Raw genomic sequence first — 18,168 nt, 5'->3', positions numbered from 1 at the left:
ATGAGCCAATACAAACGCATAATTGCCGACGGATTATGGAATAACAACGTTGTGCTGGGCCAATGTTTAGCCTTGTGTCCCTTGTTAGCCGTAACGTCTAGCGCTACAAACGGCTTAGGTTTAGGGCTGGCCAGTTTAGTCGTTATGGTATTAGCTAACTTAATTAGCGCCTTAACTAAAGATTATGTTAGCCGCGCAGTGCGGATCCCAATCAACATTTTGATGATAGCAACCTTAGTCACCATAACCGACATGGTACTTAATGCTTGGGTTCATCCGCTACACAAAGTGCTTGGCTTGTTCATTCCATTAATCGTGACTAACTGTGCCATTTTAGGTCGAGTTGAATCATTCGCTAGTCGCCAAGCGCCGTTACCTGCTGTTGTCGACGGCTTAGCCATGGGCATTGGATTTACTTGGGTATTAGTATTCTTGGGCGGTATTAGAGAAATTATTGGCTCAGGTACGCTGTTCGCCGATGCTCATATTCTATTGGGTGCAGCATTTAGGGCGATAGAGTTTACCGTAATACCTGACTACCGAGGCTTGCTGTTAGTGATACTGCCGCCAGGTGGTTTTATTGTTTTAGGCATTTTACTTAGTGTGCATAGGCTTATTCAACAAAAGCTAGAGTCTATGGCTGCGCTCAAGGCTACGCCCGAGCTAAGCCCTACAGCACAATCAGAAGGAGCCTAGTGATGTTAGTGAGTATTGCTTATGCCACCCCACAGCAGCAACTGTGCATTAATGTAGATGTAGTGAATGAAAGCAGCGTGATTAACGCTTTACATCAATCAGGTATCTTGGATTTGTGTCCCGAGATCCAACTAGAAAAGCAAAAGGTAGGTGTGTTTGGTAAATTCGTCACCTTAGAGAGCCAGCTAGTTGCAGGGGATAGAGTAGAAATTTATCGACCGATTACTTGGAGCCCTCCCGTTGAAGACGATGACGACGAAGATGATTAAAAGGCTACATTTATTTCCATCAAACACTGCACCCGCAGTGTTTTTTCGTTATCGATACTGGAAACCAGAACAAACCCACTAAGTAATAAATAGCACAATCTACATGCAAAACCCTGTCACCTTTACAACAATCGTCTGTCTAACAAAATAAAGTAAAGCCGTAAGTCACTGTAAATTATGAATTAAAGGGTTGGCTTACTTATTGCAACACTAACAATAAGCCAGCATATTAAGGAGTACGAACATGGCAGAGATAGGCATATTTTTTGGTACTGACACCGGTACTACTCGCAAAATCGCTAAGCAGATCCATCAACAATTGGGGGCGGAACTTAGCGACAAGCCGCTTAACATTAATCGTGTAGACATAGACACCCTATCCTCTTACAAAATGCTTATTCTAGGTACACCAACCCTAGGTGAAGGCCAACTACCTGGTTTAGCAGCCGACTGCCAAACAGAAAGTTGGGATGAGTTTATGCCCCAACTAGACGTAGCAGACTTTGCAGGTATTAAGGTGGCATTATACGGCTTAGGCGATCAAGTGAATTACGCAGGCGAGTTTGTTGATGGCTTGGGTGAATTGTACGATGCAATTCTAGAAACCGGCGCCGATGTTGTTGGCGAATGGCCAGCCGAGGGTTATGAGTTTGACGATTCATCTGCGTTACTAGAGAACGGTAAGTTTGCAGGCCTAGTGTTAGATAACGATAATCAGAGCGAGTTACACCCAGAACGTATTAGCGGTTGGTTAGAACAAATTAAAGCAGAGTTTGGTGTGTAGCACCCTATAAACCAGTACCTAGGGCACATACTAATGTGCCCTTTCTATTTCATGCTTTACTACCAATATTTCTGGTGATTTAAAGCCTCAATACATGCTGTTTCCCCAATGATTGGCGCTAGTGGAGTTTCGCTCAAAGACTGAGCTAGCCAACCTTCGGGATGACTCAATACTAAAGGCGCTTTAATCATATCTTGGCTAATCTGACTAAAACCCACCTTTGAGTAAAAGCTTGGATCGCCATAGGTGACTAACACCTCACCGCCTAAAGCACGTAAATGTTTGATGCCGGCATTAATTAGCTTCTGCCCCACGCCTTTTCCTTGCTGGCGAGTAGCCACTGCCACCGGTGATAAAATATAACCAGCTTGCTTATTGGGAAGCACTAAGCGGCTAAAAAATATGCTGGCGACGATCTCCTTGTCTTCTAGAGCAACAAAACCAATCAAGTCTTCTGCTTTGGTATTAGCCACAATGTCAGTGACCAAATGGCCAATGAGTTGCCCCTCTTCTTTTCCTTCTGAATAAGAGAATACCTCAGTAAAAAGTTGAATCACCGCTGGTGATTGATTAGCGCTAAATAATTCGAGCAACATTGTTGCACCTACCTTAATTATCGAAGAGGAAAATGGCTTACAGATTAGGCCATTGCTGGCTCAGTCCCACTAGGTGAATCAATCCAATAAGCAAACAAATTACCGAACTCCACAACCAAAACCTTGGTGTATTGCCCATAGGCTTTTTAATCAACAATAAACCAGCCAATCCGCGAACTAAATAGACCAATGTAATCAGTACTAAAACAATACGTGGATAAGGTAAAGCGAATGATAGCGTTGCGGCAGAATAAGCATAAAGCGCCCAAACCGAAAGAATTGCAACAATAGCGCTGGTGATTAAGGCAGGTTTGATACTTTTTTGCTCTGCCAGAAGCGCCATTTTTTCACCCGCACCGAAAAAGCGATACCACGATGCACCAAAAACAATACAACCCACATGCATAAGGGCGGCTATAGCACTGAGTGTTCCTGCCGCTACAAGAAAGGTATTCATAAATAACCCTCTGCTTAAAGTTATGTAAGCCTGCCGTATCGTCACTGTTCATTTCAAAGCTCGTTTTTAGGCAGTGTTAAAACTAGCACCTAGTACTGGTTTAATTCGTCTTGGCTACTCATTACTAATGGCAAGAATTTCGCTGATCACCGCATCAGAAAACAACGATTTAGACAAATACTGTTGGCCGCCAGACTTAGCCACCAAAATTAAGCCCAACTCTGTTTCAATCACCCGCTGAATGTCACTCCACAACACTGAGGTTTTTGTATAGGGGTTTTGAGTGTTGATGCCGTTCTCGTCAATGCTCAACTTTACTTCACTGTCGGCACTTCTGCCCCACATTTGGCGGGTTAGCCACCATGCACGGCGAAACCGAATATGTAGCACTTCCATTACCGCTAAAACAATTAGCATAAATCCGACCGTGCCTGAGTCTTCAATAAACGCCAGCAATCCCATGCCTAAAGCAAAAAACACTACAGGTAGAATATAATTGGGCTTGGCATTTTTTCCATAGGGTAGAGTTTGATCAAAGCACTCTGCAAGATAAGCGCGAGACAAAGTAAATTGGGTGGTAAACGCCTGCATAAAACTCACTTATCAATGTTGAATATTGTTAATAGCACTCAATGGTTGAACGGATTGTTAGTTATCGTTAATCTCAAGCTTTAAGTACTACTTGCTATCGCGCTATTTTACTGTTTTAACGACACAAGGGAAACGCCAAAACAATAACCACTGCAGTGTTAATTTTTCCGATGCTTGCTTATGCTAAAACCATCTTGTTTAAAGGACAAAACACAATGCTGAAAAAGTTAAACGCTTACGCTGCAATCTGTGGCTTGTTTTGGGTAATGCCCAGCCTAGCTGAGCAATTTGAACCTAAAGCTTTAGAAATAGTTACCTTACAAAATGGTGCTCAAGTACAGTTGAATGACGACTTTACCTGGCAATACCTGCTGTTAAACACGCAAAGTGAAACAACTGGTTCAATTGAGACAAGCAATGCTGTAGTACCGGTTGCTGTAGGAGCCTCAGAAACACCATTGGCTAACTCAGCGTCTTCTCATTCACCTGAGCGTTTAAGTGACATAGCGATCAATCAAGCTGAGTTACTAAAGTCTACTGCAAAGAATGGCGTAAAAATAAGCCTACTCAACAGCCAATGGGATGATAAAGACCGGCTTGGTCTGCATTTCCAACTGGTCAACACTGGTACCAAAAACTACGTACAAATATTGCTTGAAGTCAGTTTATATGCCGACTCTGGTACCTTATTAACCCAGCAAGAAGTTAAAGTTTGGCAAGCCATTTTTAGGATGCCGGACACCTATTTGCGCAAAGAGCAGTCACGCACCAGTGAGATTCTTTGGTTAGAGGGGGTAGATAAAACCCAGTGGGATAAACAATTATTAAGCCTGAAAATCACAAATATGGAATCACGCTAATACTGTTTCAACCCTGGGCTAAAAGCGCTTGCTTTAAACTTAAAGCCGCTTAACCATTTGCAGATCGGTAATGGTTTCACCTTCAAAAGTGTCGGTTAGGCTATTATCCGAAAACTCAAATCCGAGTTTACGATAGAAGGTAATCGCTACCTTATTTGAATCCAGCACATAAAGGTTTATTTCCTCTATGTCTTTTTCTTTCGCTTTTAATGCTAGTTGCGCCATCAATAGTTGCCCTATTCCCTTTCGGTAAACGCTAGGACAAAGATAGAGCTTATGAAGTTCGAGAATCGCAGCAGAAGCCTTAGCTTCGCTATAAGATAAGAAACCAACAATCTGGTTATTGTCTACTGCCACCAATACATGTTCAACGCCGGTACTAATGGCTTGTAGCCATTCACGTTGCCTTAGCTGAACCGTGTACTTATCAATATAGCCTTTTGGCATTAAGCCCTTAAAAGCAGACTTCCAAGCGTTAACATGAATTACAGCAATAGCAGCTACATCACCTAACAGTGCTTCCCTTACTTTGCGCTCCATGATGTCCTTCTCAAATTACGAATGCTAAACAAAAGCTTTAAGGCTCAAAACTAGCCCAGGCCGCATAGGAATTATAAGTATCTAAATCCGCTATGAGAAAACCCGAAAACTCAGGTGTTTAACAAGAGTTTCCATGCGTTTTACTTAGACCAAACAATAGCACTAACTAATTGGCGAATAAGTGTTCTACCTATCAAATTGATAGAATTATCATAAATGTAAGTATAGGGCTGAAGAGAAATGAGCTTAGCGGAAAATTAGGCTTACTTGGCTATTGGATTAGCTTTTGAGGCCTAAGTTTCTAGGCCCTTTAACAATTGGTAATGGTAAAGCCAAACTGCTTAGTGGGTCTTACCTTGGTGTTAATGGCTACTTAGCAATGAACCTAAAATCTTCAATTTCGCCTAGCTCATTAGCGTGCAGTATGTAATCAGTGTTCATGTCAGCTTTGTTTTCGTAAAAGCGTATTTCATATCCACCATTGAGCTTATCGTAAGCTATCGTGTATTTGCTGCTAACTTTACTCACCACAGCATTGGCGCTTACTTTGCCATTTGCTAAAGGAGTGCTGGTGGTCAAATAAGTAAGCATGTTGGTGGAAAGATCGTCAAACGTAAGCGTATAAAACAGTTTTTTCTTTACCAATTTTTGGTCAACAACTTTGGTTGAGTAACCTTCAGACGAATAGTAGCCGTTGGTTTTAACGATTAGCTCAAACTCATCTTCTGCTGTTGGCGCCGTAGACACACATCCTGATAAACTAAACATTGTGAGAGTTAATATGATTAGCTTTTTATACATTAGTCACCTCATTCCTCTTGATAGTTACATCATACAATAGCACCTTTATCTGGTTGGATCAGTTCAAGAGTAACAAGGCTGACAAAACAGCTCAAAAAGTACTAAAAAGTGAGAAGCAGGTTCGCCCAAAACAAAGTCTGTGAAACAGCTGAGATTATTTGTGGGAGTCTGTTGGCGAATGTTGTCTATTACTAACTGCTGTAGCTGTCACTTTATGAGTAGGTTCTAGTGGCGTGATTAGCGACTGATTAATGCTACTTAAGGTGAGCTCCTTCTCAAGAGTTATAGATATCTGATTTATTGAGCGTTTAAGCTGTTTATAGCTAAAACCGCTACGCAATGCCTGAGGTAATCGCTGTGGGCCTAGCAAGGCTAAGCCCATTATGGCTATTACCATTAGCTCCCAAAATCAAACACGGTTATTTACTCAGGTTTTTGCTGCCGCCAGTTTCAACTCGTAAACCGGTTTCTGGAGTAGTTTTACCCTTATTGTCTTCGCTCATAGCTTGTTTAAAGCCTTTAATGGTAGTACCTAAATCACCGCCCAAACCGCGTAAGCGCTTAGTACCAAACAATAAAGCAACAATAACGGCCACTATAACCAGTTGCCAAACACTAATTCCACCTAAACCCATGCTCACTCCTTTTTGTTTTCTTGCTCTTAAACAACAAACAGGCTCAGATAGAGCCTGTTTTAAAGTTTACCGGGTAACTTAAACGCCTAGAGCACTACCGTCGTTTTTACGAATCGCCACTACTGATGCACGCGGACGCAAATCAACACCAACAGGTGTTTCTTCTGCTGCGTTGGTGCTGTAAGGCCAGTTACCTGGGTGTTGAATACACACAAACATGGTGGTGTAGTCAGGGCTTATGGTAAAGCCTGTAACTTCACAACCGTTTGGTCCTACAAAGAAACGGCGTAATTCACCTTGGTTTTCGCTGTTAATGGTATCAGCATTACCGTCGGCGTCTTTTATCGCAGAAGGCACTACTGCCAGCATTTGATCGTTGGTGTAGTTTTTAACTTCGTCTGCACCGTTGTCTGTTTGAATCCACATAATGCCGCGCTTATCAAATGCCAAACCGTCGGGGCTAGCAAATTGATTAAACTCACCTAATCCAGATAGGTTGGTGTCTGCGTCACCATCTGCTGGTGAACCAAATACAAAGATGTCCCAGCTAAAGTCGGTCGCTGCGTCACCTTCGTCCCAACGAATTACATGGCCAAATTTGTTGTTTAAGCGCGGATTAGCAGGGTTTGTACCGGTGGTGTCGTCACGTCGAGTATTGTTGGTTAGTGTTAAATAAACAGAACCAGTAATTGGGTCTACGGCACACCATTCTGGGCGATCCATTGGGGTTGCGCCAACTAAATCAGCAGCGCCAGCGGTGTTTAAAATAATGTCTTCCAGTGCCGCAAACGAGTCGGCTAATGTGCCGCCAGCAGTGGTCTCGCTCTCTAAGGTAAGAGGTAACCAATGGCCTACGCCGTCAGCGTCAAACTTGGCAACGTAAAGTGTGCCTTGGTCCATGTATTTATCACCTACCGCTAGGCGATCTGTTGGGTCTGCATCGGCTGCATCCCACATTTTCTCAGACACAAATTTGTACATGTATTCAAAGCGCGAGTCGTGGCCTGAGTAAAATACAATAGGTTTACCGACTTCAAGTGTTCCAAAGGTACAACCTTCGTGGCGGAAACGGCCTAAAGCAGTGCGTTTTACGGCGCGTGAGTTTGCTGTGTAGGGGTCAATTTCTACAATGTAACCGTGGCCGTTGGCTTCGTTGCGGTAGTCGTCCATGGCCGTTGCGCCAGTAGGTGTTACGTTAAAACGGGCAAACTCGTCTACTCGCTCAGCAGCGTTACCAGCGAGTGTTTCCCAGCCATAACGAGTAGTGCCAGATGTGTCTAAACCTATGCGGTCTTGCTCATCAGTGGTGGTGCCAGTGTTAATAAAGTAACCAGGCCAGTTTTCTTCACAGGTTAAGTAAGTACCCCATGGTGTGTAGCCGTTACCACAGTTGTTTAGCGTGCCACGAGCTTGGCTGCCATCTGGCGAAAATGGCGTGGCTAGTTTGCTAGAGTGCGCTAAGGGGCCAGAAATATCCATAACGGTAGCGCCGGTATAGCGGCGGTTTAATGGGTCAGTGTCTAGCATCATCCACTGGCCATTATCTTGCAATTGAATGCGAATAACACTAACGCCGTGAGCAGCAATTTCCTTGCGTACTTGGTCTATGCTGCTGCGGATGCCATCGGCATCAGCATCTGTTCCAGTGGGGTGTAGCGCGTTTTGATCAATGTACTCGTGGTTTACGCACAACAAGCCGTCGGTACTGGCATCGTTTAGCGGGAAGAAGTGCAAACCGTCGTGGTGCATGCCCATCGCATTATTTTGGTCTACGGCATCGTTGCTACCGTCATCTTGCCAAGCCGACGCCGTTGCATTTATTGGTTGGCCCCAAGGTGCAAGAATTTGTGCAGTGTAGCCTTCTGGTACGCTTACAGCATCAATTTTAGAACCAGCGATTGAGTTGAAGTTTAGCGTTGCGCTAGGTGTATCACCACCGCCAACAGCAGTGCTGCTAGAAGAGTTACAGCCAGCTAAACCAAAAGCACCAAAGGTAGCCATTGCGCCTAAGCCTAAGCCGCCTTTTAAGATTTTACGGCGTGAGAGGTGCACATCTAGCACTTCATCAAAGCTTGGGTTTTTACTTTTGTTAAAACGCGTTGGGTTAAATGTTTCCTTGCTCATTTAGCTATATCCTAGTTAAGTACTCTCATTTATTGTTCGGATTAAGCTAATTCCACAATGTTACATTTACGTTAAGTTTGTATGGATTATTTTGTGAGTTTGCTAAGCGCTAAGTAATTAACAAGTATACTAATAAACCAGTAATCGCCGTTTCATCTATCTCTAAAAAAATAGTATTAATTTCCAGCATAATATTTCGCTTTTATAGACAACACTCAACATTTATCTCTAGAACGCTTACTGAAGTAATACCCAAGTAATCATCAAAATTTTGTGCCTATTGACTTAAATACTCATCAATTAAGAGAAGACCCTTTACACGTTTCAACCAACCACTGACGCTGTTGCTGCTTTTGCGCTTGCCCAAGAAGCGCTTCTTCAATTTTTGTTTTTGCTTCTTCAAAGGGTATTTTGTGTTCAGCCATGATTTGTTTGCACCATAACAAGTGGTAACCCATACCGGTAAAAATCGGCTGACTAAAACTCGCTTGGTCCATGTTAAACAGGGCTTCGTCTAGCTGAGGTAATAACTGGTCTCGTGCGACTAAACCCAGCTTGCCACCACTTACCGCGGTTGGACATTCTGAATGCCGCTCGGCTAACTGTTCAAAATTGTCACTATTCACTTGCTTCGCCAACTGATAGATACGTGACTTAGCTTGAGTTGGCGCATTCTCTTTAAACTGCTCATTAACAGTAATCAGAATATGATGGGCCGCTCGCCGTTCTACTTGTAGGAATTTTTCAGGGTACTGCTGATAGAACGCTAAGGCTTGCGCTTCGCTAACGGGCGCGACATTTTTACTGACATACGCCAACACAGCTTCACAACTAAGTTCTAAACGTAGCGCGTCTCGCAGCCCTGGCTCACTTAGCTGATTAGCCAGTAGCGCTTTATTAAATGCTTCAGGGGATTCAAAATTTTGTTTGATAAGCGCTAAACCTTTGTTTAGCTGCGCATCATCAACATGCACCAGTTTTGCTTCTTTAGAGGCAAGCACTTTTTGCTGAATATGAAAGGATTTACTCACTACCCTTTGCAGCTCGGCGACCTGTTTTTGGCTTAACTGATCTGGATTTAGTTCAAACAAAGAAATGCTGGTTTTCATACAAAGATAAGCTTGAGGGCTGTCTATTGAACTAGTTAAGGGACTATCTGCAGTAAGCTCTACGCTATCCAACATAAGCGGCCTCCTCAAGGCTTACCAATGCGCGCTCTGGTACCTCTACATCGAGTTCGCCAATTTGAATTCGATAACTTGGGCTAGTTTTAGCTTTACGCCTTACTGCTAATACATCAACAATACTGCCTTTATTGGCCACAATTTCACCTTCTTGCGATAAAGAAAGGCTTAGCGCTGCTTTATCACCATATTCAAATTGATTAGGCTGCCATACCAATTCGGCATCAATTAGCTCGGCCTCTTTACAGCCAATGGTTAATCCACGATTAATAAACTGCACCTGATAGATAAGGTTATTTTGTAAATGGTAACCCGATTGTCGAACGTACCCGCAAGCTCCACGACGTACTAATAACGCCCCTTTTTTGCAGCCTGGGAAACTTCCGTCGTTGCGAATATTCTCAACCACTCTCACTTTGCATCCGTAACCAAATTTTGCTGTATTCATCTGCTACCTCACTGTTTAACAGCCGCTACACGTTTTACAAGCGGGTGCAGCATGCGCCAACACCACGCCTTTTTCTAACAGGCAGTAAGCTTTGGCCACCGCCGCTTTAAATTCGTCAAAATTGCTACATTGTTGCTCGGAAAGCACTTGACCAAGCAAGCGTAAATACACCACCCTTTTTACCTGTAGTAAGTTGGGTTGATAACTCACCTTAAAAAACTCGAGAAACGACTCTGCACTGCTTAAGCTGGCTATTTGCTGCTGCAACTTTGGATCTTCTATTGTGTGAACTAACATGGCCTACTCCTTTATACACAAAGTGCTTGTGGAAGCTGCGGCTTAACACATTGTTGATAAAACCCGAATAACTCATGGGAACTGGGGCTACGTTTATTGCGTTCTGCCCAATTCACCAATAGTGATTTTAGGGCCATACACTGGGGCTTAGTTAAGGCAATGCCGAGTGATTGATAGACCGATTCAATGGCCGAAAATCCAGAATGTTTGCCTAATACCACGGTGTGGTTACGGCCCAATAACGCGGGCGAAAAACCTTGGTAGTTTTGCGGATCTTTTAGCAGACCGTCTACGTGTATTCCTGACTCGTGGGTAAAAACATGTTGACCAATAATGCTTTTGCTTACCGCCACACTGCGCCCAGAGGCTTGAGCCACTAATTCACATATTTTAGGAAGCTGTTTTAAGTCTATTTCGGGAATAGTTCGCTGGCCTGCCAACTGCGTAACATTCAGCGCCATTAACACTTCTTCTAGGGCTGCATTGCCGGCTCGTTCACCTAAGCCAATAACGGTGGTATTCACCGAGTCAACGCCCGCCTTAATAGCCGAAAGCGTATTGGCGGTAGCCATACCCAAATCGTTATGGGCATGCATCTCAATTTGTAAATCACTGCTTTGTTTTAGGGCGCTAATAAACACTTCAGTGGCAAACGGGTCCAGTACCCCCAAGGTGTCGGCGAAACGAAGCCGCGATGCACCGGATTTTTGCGCCAGCTCAGCAATAGTTTGTAGCTCGTCTATGGTAGCTCGCGAGGCATCTTCCATCCCCACACATACCTTAATACCTAGGTCTAAAGCTTGGGCAATACCGCGTTCTAACAAGCGAAATAACTGTACTTTGCTAAGCGCCAACTTCGATTCACGTTGCTGATTAGAAGCAGGAATGGAGATGTCCAAATAGTCTAAACCTAGGCCAGCAGCGAGTGAAATATCATGCTGATTAAGCCGGCTCCAGCCCATGGTTTTACTGGTGTTTAGCTGCAGGCAAATGGCACTTATCACCTCGCGTTCGGCGCTGCTCATTGCCGGTACGCCTACCTCTAACTCTGCAATACCTGCAGCTTGTAAACTACTGGCTATGTTTAGCTTTTCTTCGGCGCTAAAAGCCACGCCCGCTGTTTGCTCACCATCACGCAAAGTGGTGTCGTTTATAATCAACATGGTTCTCTCCCCCTCTATCGTTTGCTTAATACTTGAGGATTAAGCGTAAACAGGGCTAAAACTTTGCTCTGCGGGTTGATTGCTTGCGGTATCCCAATAAGGTGAAAGCATCCGTAATTTTTCCACGATGCCTGGTAACACTGCCAGCACTTGGTCAATCATTTCTTCACTCGTAAAGCGAGACAGCGAAAAACGAATGGCGCCGTGTGCCGCGGTATAAGGAATATCCATTGCGCGCATAACATGCGATGGCTCTAGTGAACCTGAAGTACAGGCAGACCCTGAAGACGCAGCAATGCCGTGTTGATCCAGCATCAATAAAATGGACTCGCCTTCAACAAACTCGAAAGCGATGTTGCTGGTATTAGGCACACGATGACGAGGGTCGCCGGTCACGAAACAATGTGGAATACGCGCTAACAGCCCCATTTCCAAGCGGTCGCGCATCATCTTGATTCGCGCAGAATCTTGTTCAATAGATTGCATGGCTAGTTCTGCCGCTTTACCCAAACCAACAATGCCGCTGCTATTCTCTGTGCCAGCTCTACGACCGCGCTCCTGGTGACCGCCACGCAGTAATGGTCGGAATTTGGCGCCACGGCGCAGGTACAAGGCGCCCACTCCTTTGGGTGCATGGAACTTGTGCCCAGAGATAGACAGCAGATCTATACCGCTGTCAGCGACTTGAATAGGTAACTTGCCAGCAACCTGCACTGCGTCGGTGTGAAATAAAATGCCATGCTGTTTTGCTAACTCTGCCATGCCTCGAATTGGGAACAGACTCCCAGTTTCGTTGTTTGCCCACATAAAACTGGCTACAGCGACTTCGCTACTCAGCGCTTGTTTGTAAGCTTCCATGTCTAATCGACCACGCGCATCTACTTTTATCCAATGCACCGTATAACCTTTACGCTCAAGGTTTTGACACAGCTCTAACGTGGCTGGGTGTTCAATCACTGAGGTAATGAGCTCTTTTCGATTAGGAAAGGCTTCAATGGCCGACATAATGGCTGTTGCGCTGGCTTCGGTGGCACACGAGGTGAAGATAACCTCGCTACTAAAGCTTGCGCCGATCAAGTCTTGCACTTGTTGCCTTGCATGTTCTATCGCTTTACCTACTTGCTCACCAAACTGATGGATAGAAGAAGGGTTACCATAAAACTCACTTAAATAAGGCAGCATTTGTTCCAGTACTTTGGCATCGACTTGAGTGGTGGCGTTGTTATCCAAGTAGGCCAGCGGAGTGGCTTTGTTTAGCGTAGTTAGGTTGCTCATAGTGTTATTTCCTTAAGCTAAGCTGGCTGCGCCAGTTGGATATACAGTGATTGTTTCGCCTAATACGGCACTGATCTTCTGCTCGATCATGGCTAGGGTGGCACCCGATAGACCACAACCATTACAAGCGCCGGTGAGTGAAACAAACACCATGTCATCTTCTACGTCTGACAATTGCACATCACCACCGTCTGCTTGAAGTTGCGGCCTTACTTGCTCTAGGGCTTGTTCAATAAGACGTATCTTGCCAACAATGGTATTAGCTTTGCTCGGGCTAGCCGGCGTGACAATGGGATCTGCCAATGGCGCACCTAAACATTCTTCGAGTACCCATTCAATTTTCTCGTGGCAAGCTGCACAGGCCCCGCCAGCCTTGGTGTAGTTGATCACCTCATCTAAGGTTTCAAGTTTGTTTTGGCTTACCACGCGTTTAATTAGCGCGTCGTCGATGGCAAAACATTTACAAATGAGTTCACCTTCTTCATGTTCCTCGGCAATTTCTTCTCCACGATATTGCGCTACCGCAGCATGCAATGCTTCCATTCCCATGACTGAGCAATGCATTTTCTCTGGCGGTAAACCATCTAAAAAATCAACGATATCTTGATTGGAAATACGCATTGCTTGATCGATGGTTTGACCAATGATCATCTCAGTTAATGCCGACGAAGAGGCAATCGCGCTGCCACAGCCAAAAGTTTGAAATCCGGCATCTTCAATCACATCACTATCAGGGTTTACTTTAAGACTAAGACGCAAGGCGTCTCCGCAGGAAATTGAACCCACGTCACCAATGGCGTTTGCATGATCGACTGCTTTAGCATTTTTGGGTTGAAAGAAATGCTGTTTTACTTTTTCTGAATAGTTCCACATACGCTACCCCACAATGATGAGTTAATTGGTAGTGGTAGTAACCCGTTGTGATAAGACAACATTACTGCCCTAGACTGAGTGTTGATAAGCCATTGGGAACCTAGAACACAGCGTTTCTTGCTCAAGGGCCGCAAACTCAATCACAACGGGTTATTACCTACATTAGGTATTGCAAGTGGGATACCCAATCAACCAACGAGCGTAACCTACTGATAAATATTGATTTATCAACTCGGGATAAATATTTTCAGTGTGAGTTAAATCACATTATCGGATGGCTTGTTAGATTTGCTACAGGATGTTGTAGGCCTTAATGACAACTGCTGATTAAGCTGCCCAATAAGCGGCTGGGCAAAATATCGACTTAACAGTAAGCCAGAGACAAAACCCAATAGAGCGGCCCCTAAATTAATGTATTCGACCGTATGAGGATGAGAGGCCGCAAACAAATAGTTAGCCAATAAAGCAAAACCAAGCAAACCACATAAAGCAGGAGCAAACATCACCATAATGGCTTTTAGTAAAAAGCTGTCGTGGCAATTCATGTCTACTTGCTGCCCAACCTTATAGTGCGCTAGGCTGGTAAGTTCTGCCCGTAGCAAGGTAGCTGTGTCACTGTTCACAGTGACACAGCTATTTTTACTCGCACAAGAAGAACAGGCACTTTGCCGCTGTCCTTCTAATACAACTTTATCACCTGACACGCTAACCACATTTAAGCTTACTTGTGCCATAAGATCTGCTTCCTAGACCAAAGCGCTAGCGGGTGTATGGGTGTGGCAACTTTTAGCACATACGGTAGAGCAAGCCGCACAGCCAATACAATCACCGGCGTTTTTCAGCTCCATCACCATCACTACATCGTCGTCATAATCGTCATAGGCTTCGTCATCTTCGTCTATTTCTCGTTCAACCAAATCAAACACATCACGTGGGCAAACTTTGTAGCACCGCCCGCAGCCAATACAAGCATCTTGATCTAATGCCGTAACAAACTGCGGTTCCCAAGGTGATCCGTCTCTGGTGAGCCCCATAAAGTTTTTATCGCTCATTACTCTTTCCTTTTTTAGTTAATTTACATTCCATTACCTTGTTACCAAGGCTCATCTAATAGTTCGTTTAAACGTTGGGTTTGTTCGGCTGAATCAGTCTGTTTGTTTTGCATCCACGCCATCGGTTGATGAACAAACTGCAAGTGAATTTCTCCCAACAAAACACTAAGCTCTATATCGCTATCTACCATTAAACTACTGATACCCGATTGCTTAAGTTTTTCTATTGCTCGTTGGCCACAAGCGTTACTGAATACGGCTGCACAGCCTTTAAGGGCTTCGATGCGTTGGCTCAAGCGCCCAGCGTCGTGACCAGGTTTAGTCACTTCAAACTGCAGCGCTTCAATAAGTTGAATATGTTGCTCACCAAAACCGTAAATCAAAAAGGTATGTGCACTACCAAAATGTTGGTCAACCTTGTGTTTACTCTCACTGGCAAAAGCCACTTTAAAACAGTGCTCGCGTTGTTGGCCGTCTTCGATAATTGAAAGCTTTCTTTCCATCGCATTCATAGCAGCACCTTAGGAAATGGGCAGTGGATGTTTAACACAACTTTCTGGTTCAAAACGGTAAGCACTTACATGGGCAGGTACTTCGTCTTGATGATTGGCTTTTAGTAAATTAGCCATGGCAAATAAGCGATCTCTGGCACCTTCGTATCCCACTTGCAGCGTATCGCTATTACCAAACTGATCATGGCAAGGGAAGCCTGCTCGTAATACCGGTGTGGAGGGCTCGCATAAATTGGCGCAATGGGTATTGCCTATAACAAACTCACTATCGGCAATAACACTGGTAAGGTCTGATAGATCCCCTACTACCACGTTATTTGCTTTAATCGCTTTAAGTTCTGGCACATTGAGGGTTGTGACAAGTTTGTTTAACACTGCACCATTCTCGGCTAACAATGTTGCGTAACCCCCTGCGGCGTCGGGCTCTAAGGCCATAGACACTTGGCTAGCCGATAACAGAAAGTGGCAATCTAACATGGCGTCTTGCAGCCGTTTACGTTGACGATTTATCCAATCGGGCACTGCTTGATTGGATAGCCTAGACAGCAACATTACCAGTTTGTCACTCTTCTCTAGGCCCATAACCAGACCTAAAGAGTGATAAGGCACCGCATAGTGTTCTTGTAACAATTTTGCTGCGGGTAATAGAGATTCGCCAATCACCAAACTCGCTACGCTATTTACCATGCTGGTAATTTGATTTACCCCGGTACCGCCAGTACTGGTGTTAGAAAAATCTTCATCGGCCAAGTGGCCATCTAAGGAATCACTTAAATTAGGGAGTAACACCGCGTTAAATCCAAACGCTGAGCAATACCGTTCAATTAACTCACAATCTGCGCTGGTTAAGGCCACTGAGCAAAACACATTAAGTTGTGGCTGTACTACAACCGTAGATTTGCTATCAACGGTAGGTTCTACAATTAACTGTTGCACGCAAGCTTCAACAGCATGTGCAAAACCACTTTGCATCGAGCCGCTAAAATCTGGGGTTGATACAGAAACCAGTCTACTTTTTGAATACTGCGGATGGTTAGCTTTAAATTCACGAATAACTCTAGCTACGTCGCAGCCTTGCATCTCCGTTAAGCCTGTAGTTACCACCATAATTAACTGAGGATGATGTTTTTCACATAACAGCGCCAATGCTTTGCTTAAGTTGTCGTCGCCACCCATTACTGCAGCAATGTGGTCTATGGCGGTGTTTTGTAGCGGTATGGGCTCGCGATAATGTTGTATCAAGTAAACCTTAGCGAACGCCCCACATCCCTGTGAGCCATGCATTAAAGGGATGGCATTGCTTAAGCCCATACAGGCTAAGGTTGCTCCGGTAGCCGCACTGGTTTTTAACGGTTGTTCTACTAAGGCGCTGCGATTTATAGCGATGTGATAGTTATCTTTGCTCATATTATTGCTCCTCGCTGCTTAATCGTACTTTTTGCTGCCACGGCGCAGTACTAGCAACCAGCGGCCAAATCGGACTTTCTAAGGTGCGGCACAGTTCTTTAGCAAAGGTAAGCATGCCCTCGTAGCCTGCGTAGGCGTGTTCCCGCTCTTGGTTAATGTCGAGGAACGGTAAGCGCGCTTTAAGCGCGGTATACATGTTTCGCCCACCTGCTATTAATAAGTCGGCCTGTTGTTGGCTAGCAATGTCTAATAGGTTTCTTGCACCGCCTTCGTCTAACATTAACGCTTCGTCACCCATTATTTGTTTAATACGGGCTTTGTCTTCAGCAGTGGATTTTTTGGTCCCTGTAGCCACTACGCTAACGCCTAGCTCTTGCAATGCTGAGACTATCGACCACGACTTTACTCCGCCGGTATACAGCAGGGCCTTAGTACCAGTTAAGCGATTAATATAAGGCTGCAGTTTCTTGCGGATGGCAATTTCTTGCTCAGCTATCAATACCTCTGTTTCGCGGATCACTTGCGGATCATTGATCAATTTAGCGAAGCTTCTTAATGCTGCTGATGTATCCTCTACGCCATAAAAACTGCCTTCGAACCAGGGAATGTCCCAGCGTTCTTCTAACATACGTGCGACGTTTATTTGCGCGCGAGAGCACACCACCATGGCCGCGTCGGCTCGGTGCATAGTTTGAATTTCGTGGAAGCGGGTATCTCCCGACATACAGCTTAATACCCGATAACCCAAACGTTCTAGCAAGGGTGATACGTGCCAAAATTCTCCAGCAATATTGTATTCACCTATCAGCACAATATCGTTTACTTGACGTGTTGGATCGTGGCGCATTAAGGGTTTTGCTGGCGGCTCAGCACTTCCCACAACCTGTTTTACCATTACCTCTCCCGCAATGCGGTTGCCTAGGTTTTTACTCCCGTAAAAACCGGCTGCATCTACTGCAACAACGGGAAGTTCCCAGCGCTGCTGGGCCAGTTTGCATATCGCGTGAACGTCATTACCTTCTAAGGCAGGAACACAAGTAACGTAAACAAACACAGCTGGTGGCTGATGTTTCTCGATAACGGTTTTTATAGCGTGAAGTAACCGTTTTTCTGCTCGACCCATTATCACGTCTTGTTCGTTTAAATCTGTGGTAAACCCTAATCGAAACAAGTTGCGACCAGAGGCGCGAGTACCTCGGTTATTCCAACTGTTCCCAGCACAAGCTATAGGCCCATGAACAATATGGGCAACGTCGGCAATCGGTAGCAGGCTTATTTGGGCTCCATCAAAACTGCAACCACCCGCAGTTGCACCAGGCACCGGCCTGGCACAGCCGCTCTTTTCTCCTTGGTTATGCTCACAAGCTGGCTCATCTAATAATTCAGCAATATCACTTCGCTTCATGCTTACTCCTCATCACTTGCAACTTTGCTTGTTAAAGCACTCAGCAGTTCTAGTTGCAACAGACATTCCAAAGACTTAGCTATTGATATATATGAATATTCTCTTGTAGCAAACACAACAAAATACTGCCAAACAACACAATGTATAGGTATCTCGTACACCTTAATCACCAACAAAAAAGGGCTTACCCGTGAAGGTA

The 18,168-nt window shown here is 44.7% G+C and carries 22 protein-coding genes; 4 read left to right on the top strand and 18 right to left on the bottom strand.

The annotated features are described in order from the left end of the window. The 3 genes from Q4549_RS02350 (at nt 1) to Q4549_RS02340 (ending at nt 1,749) form a co-directional block, all read left to right on the top strand. On the top strand, nt 1-696 hold the full coding sequence (locus Q4549_RS02350) for an electron transport complex subunit E (RefSeq protein WP_303552784.1): 696 nt from the start codon (nt 1-3) through the stop codon (nt 694-696). Between the two features lie 2 nt (nt 697-698). Then, nucleotides 699-965 carry an RnfH family protein gene (locus tag Q4549_RS02345; protein ID WP_303508955.1) on the top strand — a complete coding sequence of 89 codons (267 nt, stop codon included), beginning with the start codon at nt 699-701 and terminating at the stop codon, nt 963-965. Nucleotides 966-1,209: 244 nt separating this feature from the next. Then, on the top strand, nt 1,210-1,749 hold the full coding sequence (locus Q4549_RS02340; RefSeq protein ID WP_137673240.1) for a flavodoxin: 540 nt from the start codon (nt 1,210-1,212) through the stop codon (nt 1,747-1,749). A 59-nt stretch (nt 1,750-1,808) separates the two neighbouring features. Here the strand turns inward: Q4549_RS02340 and Q4549_RS02335 are convergent, their stop codons facing one another. The 3 genes from Q4549_RS02335 to Q4549_RS02325 form a co-directional block, all read right to left on the bottom strand. After that, nucleotides 1,809-2,345 carry a GNAT family N-acetyltransferase gene (locus Q4549_RS02335; protein ID WP_303552785.1) on the bottom strand — a complete coding sequence of 179 codons (537 nt, stop codon included), beginning with the start codon at nt 2,343-2,345 and terminating at the stop codon, nt 1,809-1,811. A gap of 37 nt (nt 2,346-2,382) precedes the next feature. Then, nucleotides 2,383-2,802, bottom strand: a complete 420-nt coding sequence (locus tag Q4549_RS02330) for a hypothetical protein (protein ID WP_303552786.1) — start codon at nt 2,800-2,802, stop codon at nt 2,383-2,385. Between the two features lie 114 nt (nt 2,803-2,916). Then, nucleotides 2,917-3,393, bottom strand: coding sequence for a YcxB family protein (locus Q4549_RS02325; protein WP_303552787.1), 477 nt, complete (start codon nt 3,391-3,393; stop codon nt 2,917-2,919). Between the two features lie 215 nt (nt 3,394-3,608). Between Q4549_RS02325 and Q4549_RS02320 the strand changes: the two genes are divergently transcribed. After that, nucleotides 3,609-4,253, top strand: a complete 645-nt coding sequence (locus tag Q4549_RS02320) for a DUF3157 family protein (protein ID WP_303552788.1) — start codon at nt 3,609-3,611, stop codon at nt 4,251-4,253. Between the two features lie 39 nt (nt 4,254-4,292). Here the strand turns inward: Q4549_RS02320 and Q4549_RS02315 are convergent, their stop codons facing one another. From Q4549_RS02315 to nifE, 15 genes are all read right to left on the bottom strand, one after another. Next, complete coding sequence (locus Q4549_RS02315; protein WP_303552789.1) at nt 4,293-4,793, bottom strand: GNAT family N-acetyltransferase; 501 nt, start codon at nt 4,791-4,793, stop codon at nt 4,293-4,295. A gap of 369 nt (nt 4,794-5,162) precedes the next feature. Then, nucleotides 5,163-5,594 carry a hypothetical protein gene (locus Q4549_RS02310; protein ID WP_303552790.1) on the bottom strand — a complete coding sequence of 144 codons (432 nt, stop codon included), beginning with the start codon at nt 5,592-5,594 and terminating at the stop codon, nt 5,163-5,165. A gap of 419 nt (nt 5,595-6,013) precedes the next feature. Continuing rightward, on the bottom strand, nt 6,014-6,229 hold the full coding sequence (gene tatA, locus Q4549_RS02305) for a twin-arginine translocase TatA/TatE family subunit (RefSeq protein WP_303552791.1): 216 nt from the start codon (nt 6,227-6,229) through the stop codon (nt 6,014-6,016). 78 nt (nt 6,230-6,307) lie between these two features. After that, nucleotides 6,308-8,353, bottom strand: a complete 2,046-nt coding sequence (locus Q4549_RS02300; protein ID WP_303552792.1) for a PhoX family phosphatase — start codon at nt 8,351-8,353, stop codon at nt 6,308-6,310. A 296-nt stretch (nt 8,354-8,649) separates the two neighbouring features. After that, nucleotides 8,650-9,537 (bottom strand): nitrogen fixation protein NifM, encoded by an 888-nt coding sequence (nifM, locus tag Q4549_RS02295; RefSeq protein WP_303552793.1) that lies wholly within the window; start codon nt 9,535-9,537, stop codon nt 8,650-8,652. Beyond that, nucleotides 9,527-9,985, bottom strand: coding sequence for a nitrogen fixation protein NifZ (locus tag Q4549_RS02290; RefSeq protein ID WP_137673250.1), 459 nt, complete (start codon nt 9,983-9,985; stop codon nt 9,527-9,529). The genes nifM and Q4549_RS02290 overlap by 11 nt, the downstream gene beginning before the upstream one ends. Before the next feature lie 15 nt (nt 9,986-10,000). Continuing rightward, the gene (locus Q4549_RS02285) at nt 10,001-10,282 is read right to left on the bottom strand and encodes a nitrogenase-stabilizing/protective protein NifW (protein ID WP_303552794.1); all 282 of its coding nucleotides are present in this window, start codon (nt 10,280-10,282) and stop codon (nt 10,001-10,003) included. 11 nt (nt 10,283-10,293) lie between these two features. After that, the gene (gene nifV / locus Q4549_RS02280) at nt 10,294-11,445 is read right to left on the bottom strand and encodes a homocitrate synthase (protein ID WP_303552795.1); all 1,152 of its coding nucleotides are present in this window, start codon (nt 11,443-11,445) and stop codon (nt 10,294-10,296) included. A 39-nt stretch (nt 11,446-11,484) separates the two neighbouring features. Further along, nucleotides 11,485-12,720, bottom strand: a complete 1,236-nt coding sequence (nifS, locus tag Q4549_RS02275) for a cysteine desulfurase NifS (protein WP_303552796.1) — start codon at nt 12,718-12,720, stop codon at nt 11,485-11,487. 12 nt (nt 12,721-12,732) lie between these two features. Further along, nucleotides 12,733-13,593: a Fe-S cluster assembly protein NifU gene (gene nifU / locus Q4549_RS02270; RefSeq protein ID WP_303508927.1), complete on the bottom strand. Its 861-nt coding sequence runs from the start codon at nt 13,591-13,593 to the stop codon at nt 12,733-12,735. Nucleotides 13,594-13,850: 257 nt separating this feature from the next. After that, complete coding sequence (locus Q4549_RS02265) at nt 13,851-14,327, bottom strand: SoxR reducing system RseC family protein (RefSeq protein ID WP_303552797.1); 477 nt, start codon at nt 14,325-14,327, stop codon at nt 13,851-13,853. 12 nt (nt 14,328-14,339) lie between these two features. Beyond that, nucleotides 14,340-14,645 carry a ferredoxin III, nif-specific gene (fdxB, locus tag Q4549_RS02260; protein WP_303552798.1) on the bottom strand — a complete coding sequence of 102 codons (306 nt, stop codon included), beginning with the start codon at nt 14,643-14,645 and terminating at the stop codon, nt 14,340-14,342. Nucleotides 14,646-14,686: 41 nt separating this feature from the next. After that, complete coding sequence (locus Q4549_RS02255; protein WP_137673257.1) at nt 14,687-15,157, bottom strand: NifB/NifX family molybdenum-iron cluster-binding protein; 471 nt, start codon at nt 15,155-15,157, stop codon at nt 14,687-14,689. Nucleotides 15,158-15,166: 9 nt separating this feature from the next. Continuing rightward, nucleotides 15,167-16,564, bottom strand: coding sequence for a nitrogenase iron-molybdenum cofactor biosynthesis protein NifN (nifN, locus tag Q4549_RS02250; RefSeq protein WP_303552799.1), 1,398 nt, complete (start codon nt 16,562-16,564; stop codon nt 15,167-15,169). A gap of 1 nt (nt 16,565) precedes the next feature. Further along, a complete protein-coding gene (gene nifE, locus Q4549_RS02245) occupies nt 16,566-17,969 on the bottom strand; it encodes a nitrogenase iron-molybdenum cofactor biosynthesis protein NifE (protein ID WP_303552800.1) in 1,404 nt (467 codons plus the stop codon). Nucleotides 17,970-18,168 lie beyond the last annotated feature (199 nt).

This window comes from Agarivorans sp. 2_MG-2023, from assembly GCF_030548085.1.
In the GTDB taxonomy this organism is placed as follows: Bacteria; Pseudomonadota; Gammaproteobacteria; order Enterobacterales; family Celerinatantimonadaceae; genus Agarivorans.
The sequence above is the reverse complement of the archived record's forward strand: the minus strand, read 5'-3'. Positions and strand labels throughout refer to the sequence as shown.

Coding starts and splice junctions, on each gene's coding strand:
- Q4549_RS02350 (WP_303552784.1), top strand. CDS start 1: ATGAGCCAATACAAACGCATAATTGCCGACGGATTATGGAATAACAAC.
- Q4549_RS02345 (WP_303508955.1), top strand. CDS start 699: ATGTTAGTGAGTATTGCTTATGCCACCCCACAGCAGCAACTGTGCATT.
- Q4549_RS02340 (WP_137673240.1), top strand. CDS start 1,210: ATGGCAGAGATAGGCATATTTTTTGGTACTGACACCGGTACTACTCGC.
- Q4549_RS02335 (WP_303552785.1), bottom strand. CDS start 2,345: ATGTTGCTCGAATTATTTAGCGCTAATCAATCACCAGCGGTGATTCAA.
- Q4549_RS02330 (WP_303552786.1), bottom strand. CDS start 2,802: ATGAATACCTTTCTTGTAGCGGCAGGAACACTCAGTGCTATAGCCGCC.
- Q4549_RS02325 (WP_303552787.1), bottom strand. CDS start 3,393: ATGCAGGCGTTTACCACCCAATTTACTTTGTCTCGCGCTTATCTTGCA.
- Q4549_RS02320 (WP_303552788.1), top strand. CDS start 3,609: ATGCTGAAAAAGTTAAACGCTTACGCTGCAATCTGTGGCTTGTTTTGG.
- Q4549_RS02315 (WP_303552789.1), bottom strand. CDS start 4,793: ATGGAGCGCAAAGTAAGGGAAGCACTGTTAGGTGATGTAGCTGCTATT.
- Q4549_RS02310 (WP_303552790.1), bottom strand. CDS start 5,594: ATGTATAAAAAGCTAATCATATTAACTCTCACAATGTTTAGTTTATCA.
- tatA (WP_303552791.1), bottom strand. CDS start 6,229: ATGGGTTTAGGTGGAATTAGTGTTTGGCAACTGGTTATAGTGGCCGTT.
- Q4549_RS02300 (WP_303552792.1), bottom strand. CDS start 8,353: ATGAGCAAGGAAACATTTAACCCAACGCGTTTTAACAAAAGTAAAAAC.
- nifM (WP_303552793.1), bottom strand. CDS start 9,537: ATGTTGGATAGCGTAGAGCTTACTGCAGATAGTCCCTTAACTAGTTCA.
- Q4549_RS02290 (WP_137673250.1), bottom strand. CDS start 9,985: ATGAATACAGCAAAATTTGGTTACGGATGCAAAGTGAGAGTGGTTGAG.
- Q4549_RS02285 (WP_303552794.1), bottom strand. CDS start 10,282: ATGTTAGTTCACACAATAGAAGATCCAAAGTTGCAGCAGCAAATAGCC.
- nifV (WP_303552795.1), bottom strand. CDS start 11,445: ATGTTGATTATAAACGACACCACTTTGCGTGATGGTGAGCAAACAGCG.
- nifS (WP_303552796.1), bottom strand. CDS start 12,720: ATGAGCAACCTAACTACGCTAAACAAAGCCACTCCGCTGGCCTACTTG.
- nifU (WP_303508927.1), bottom strand. CDS start 13,593: ATGTGGAACTATTCAGAAAAAGTAAAACAGCATTTCTTTCAACCCAAA.
- Q4549_RS02265 (WP_303552797.1), bottom strand. CDS start 14,327: ATGGCACAAGTAAGCTTAAATGTGGTTAGCGTGTCAGGTGATAAAGTT.
- fdxB (WP_303552798.1), bottom strand. CDS start 14,645: ATGAGCGATAAAAACTTTATGGGGCTCACCAGAGACGGATCACCTTGG.
- Q4549_RS02255 (WP_137673257.1), bottom strand. CDS start 15,157: ATGAATGCGATGGAAAGAAAGCTTTCAATTATCGAAGACGGCCAACAA.
- nifN (WP_303552799.1), bottom strand. CDS start 16,564: ATGAGCAAAGATAACTATCACATCGCTATAAATCGCAGCGCCTTAGTA.
- nifE (WP_303552800.1), bottom strand. CDS start 17,969: ATGAAGCGAAGTGATATTGCTGAATTATTAGATGAGCCAGCTTGTGAG.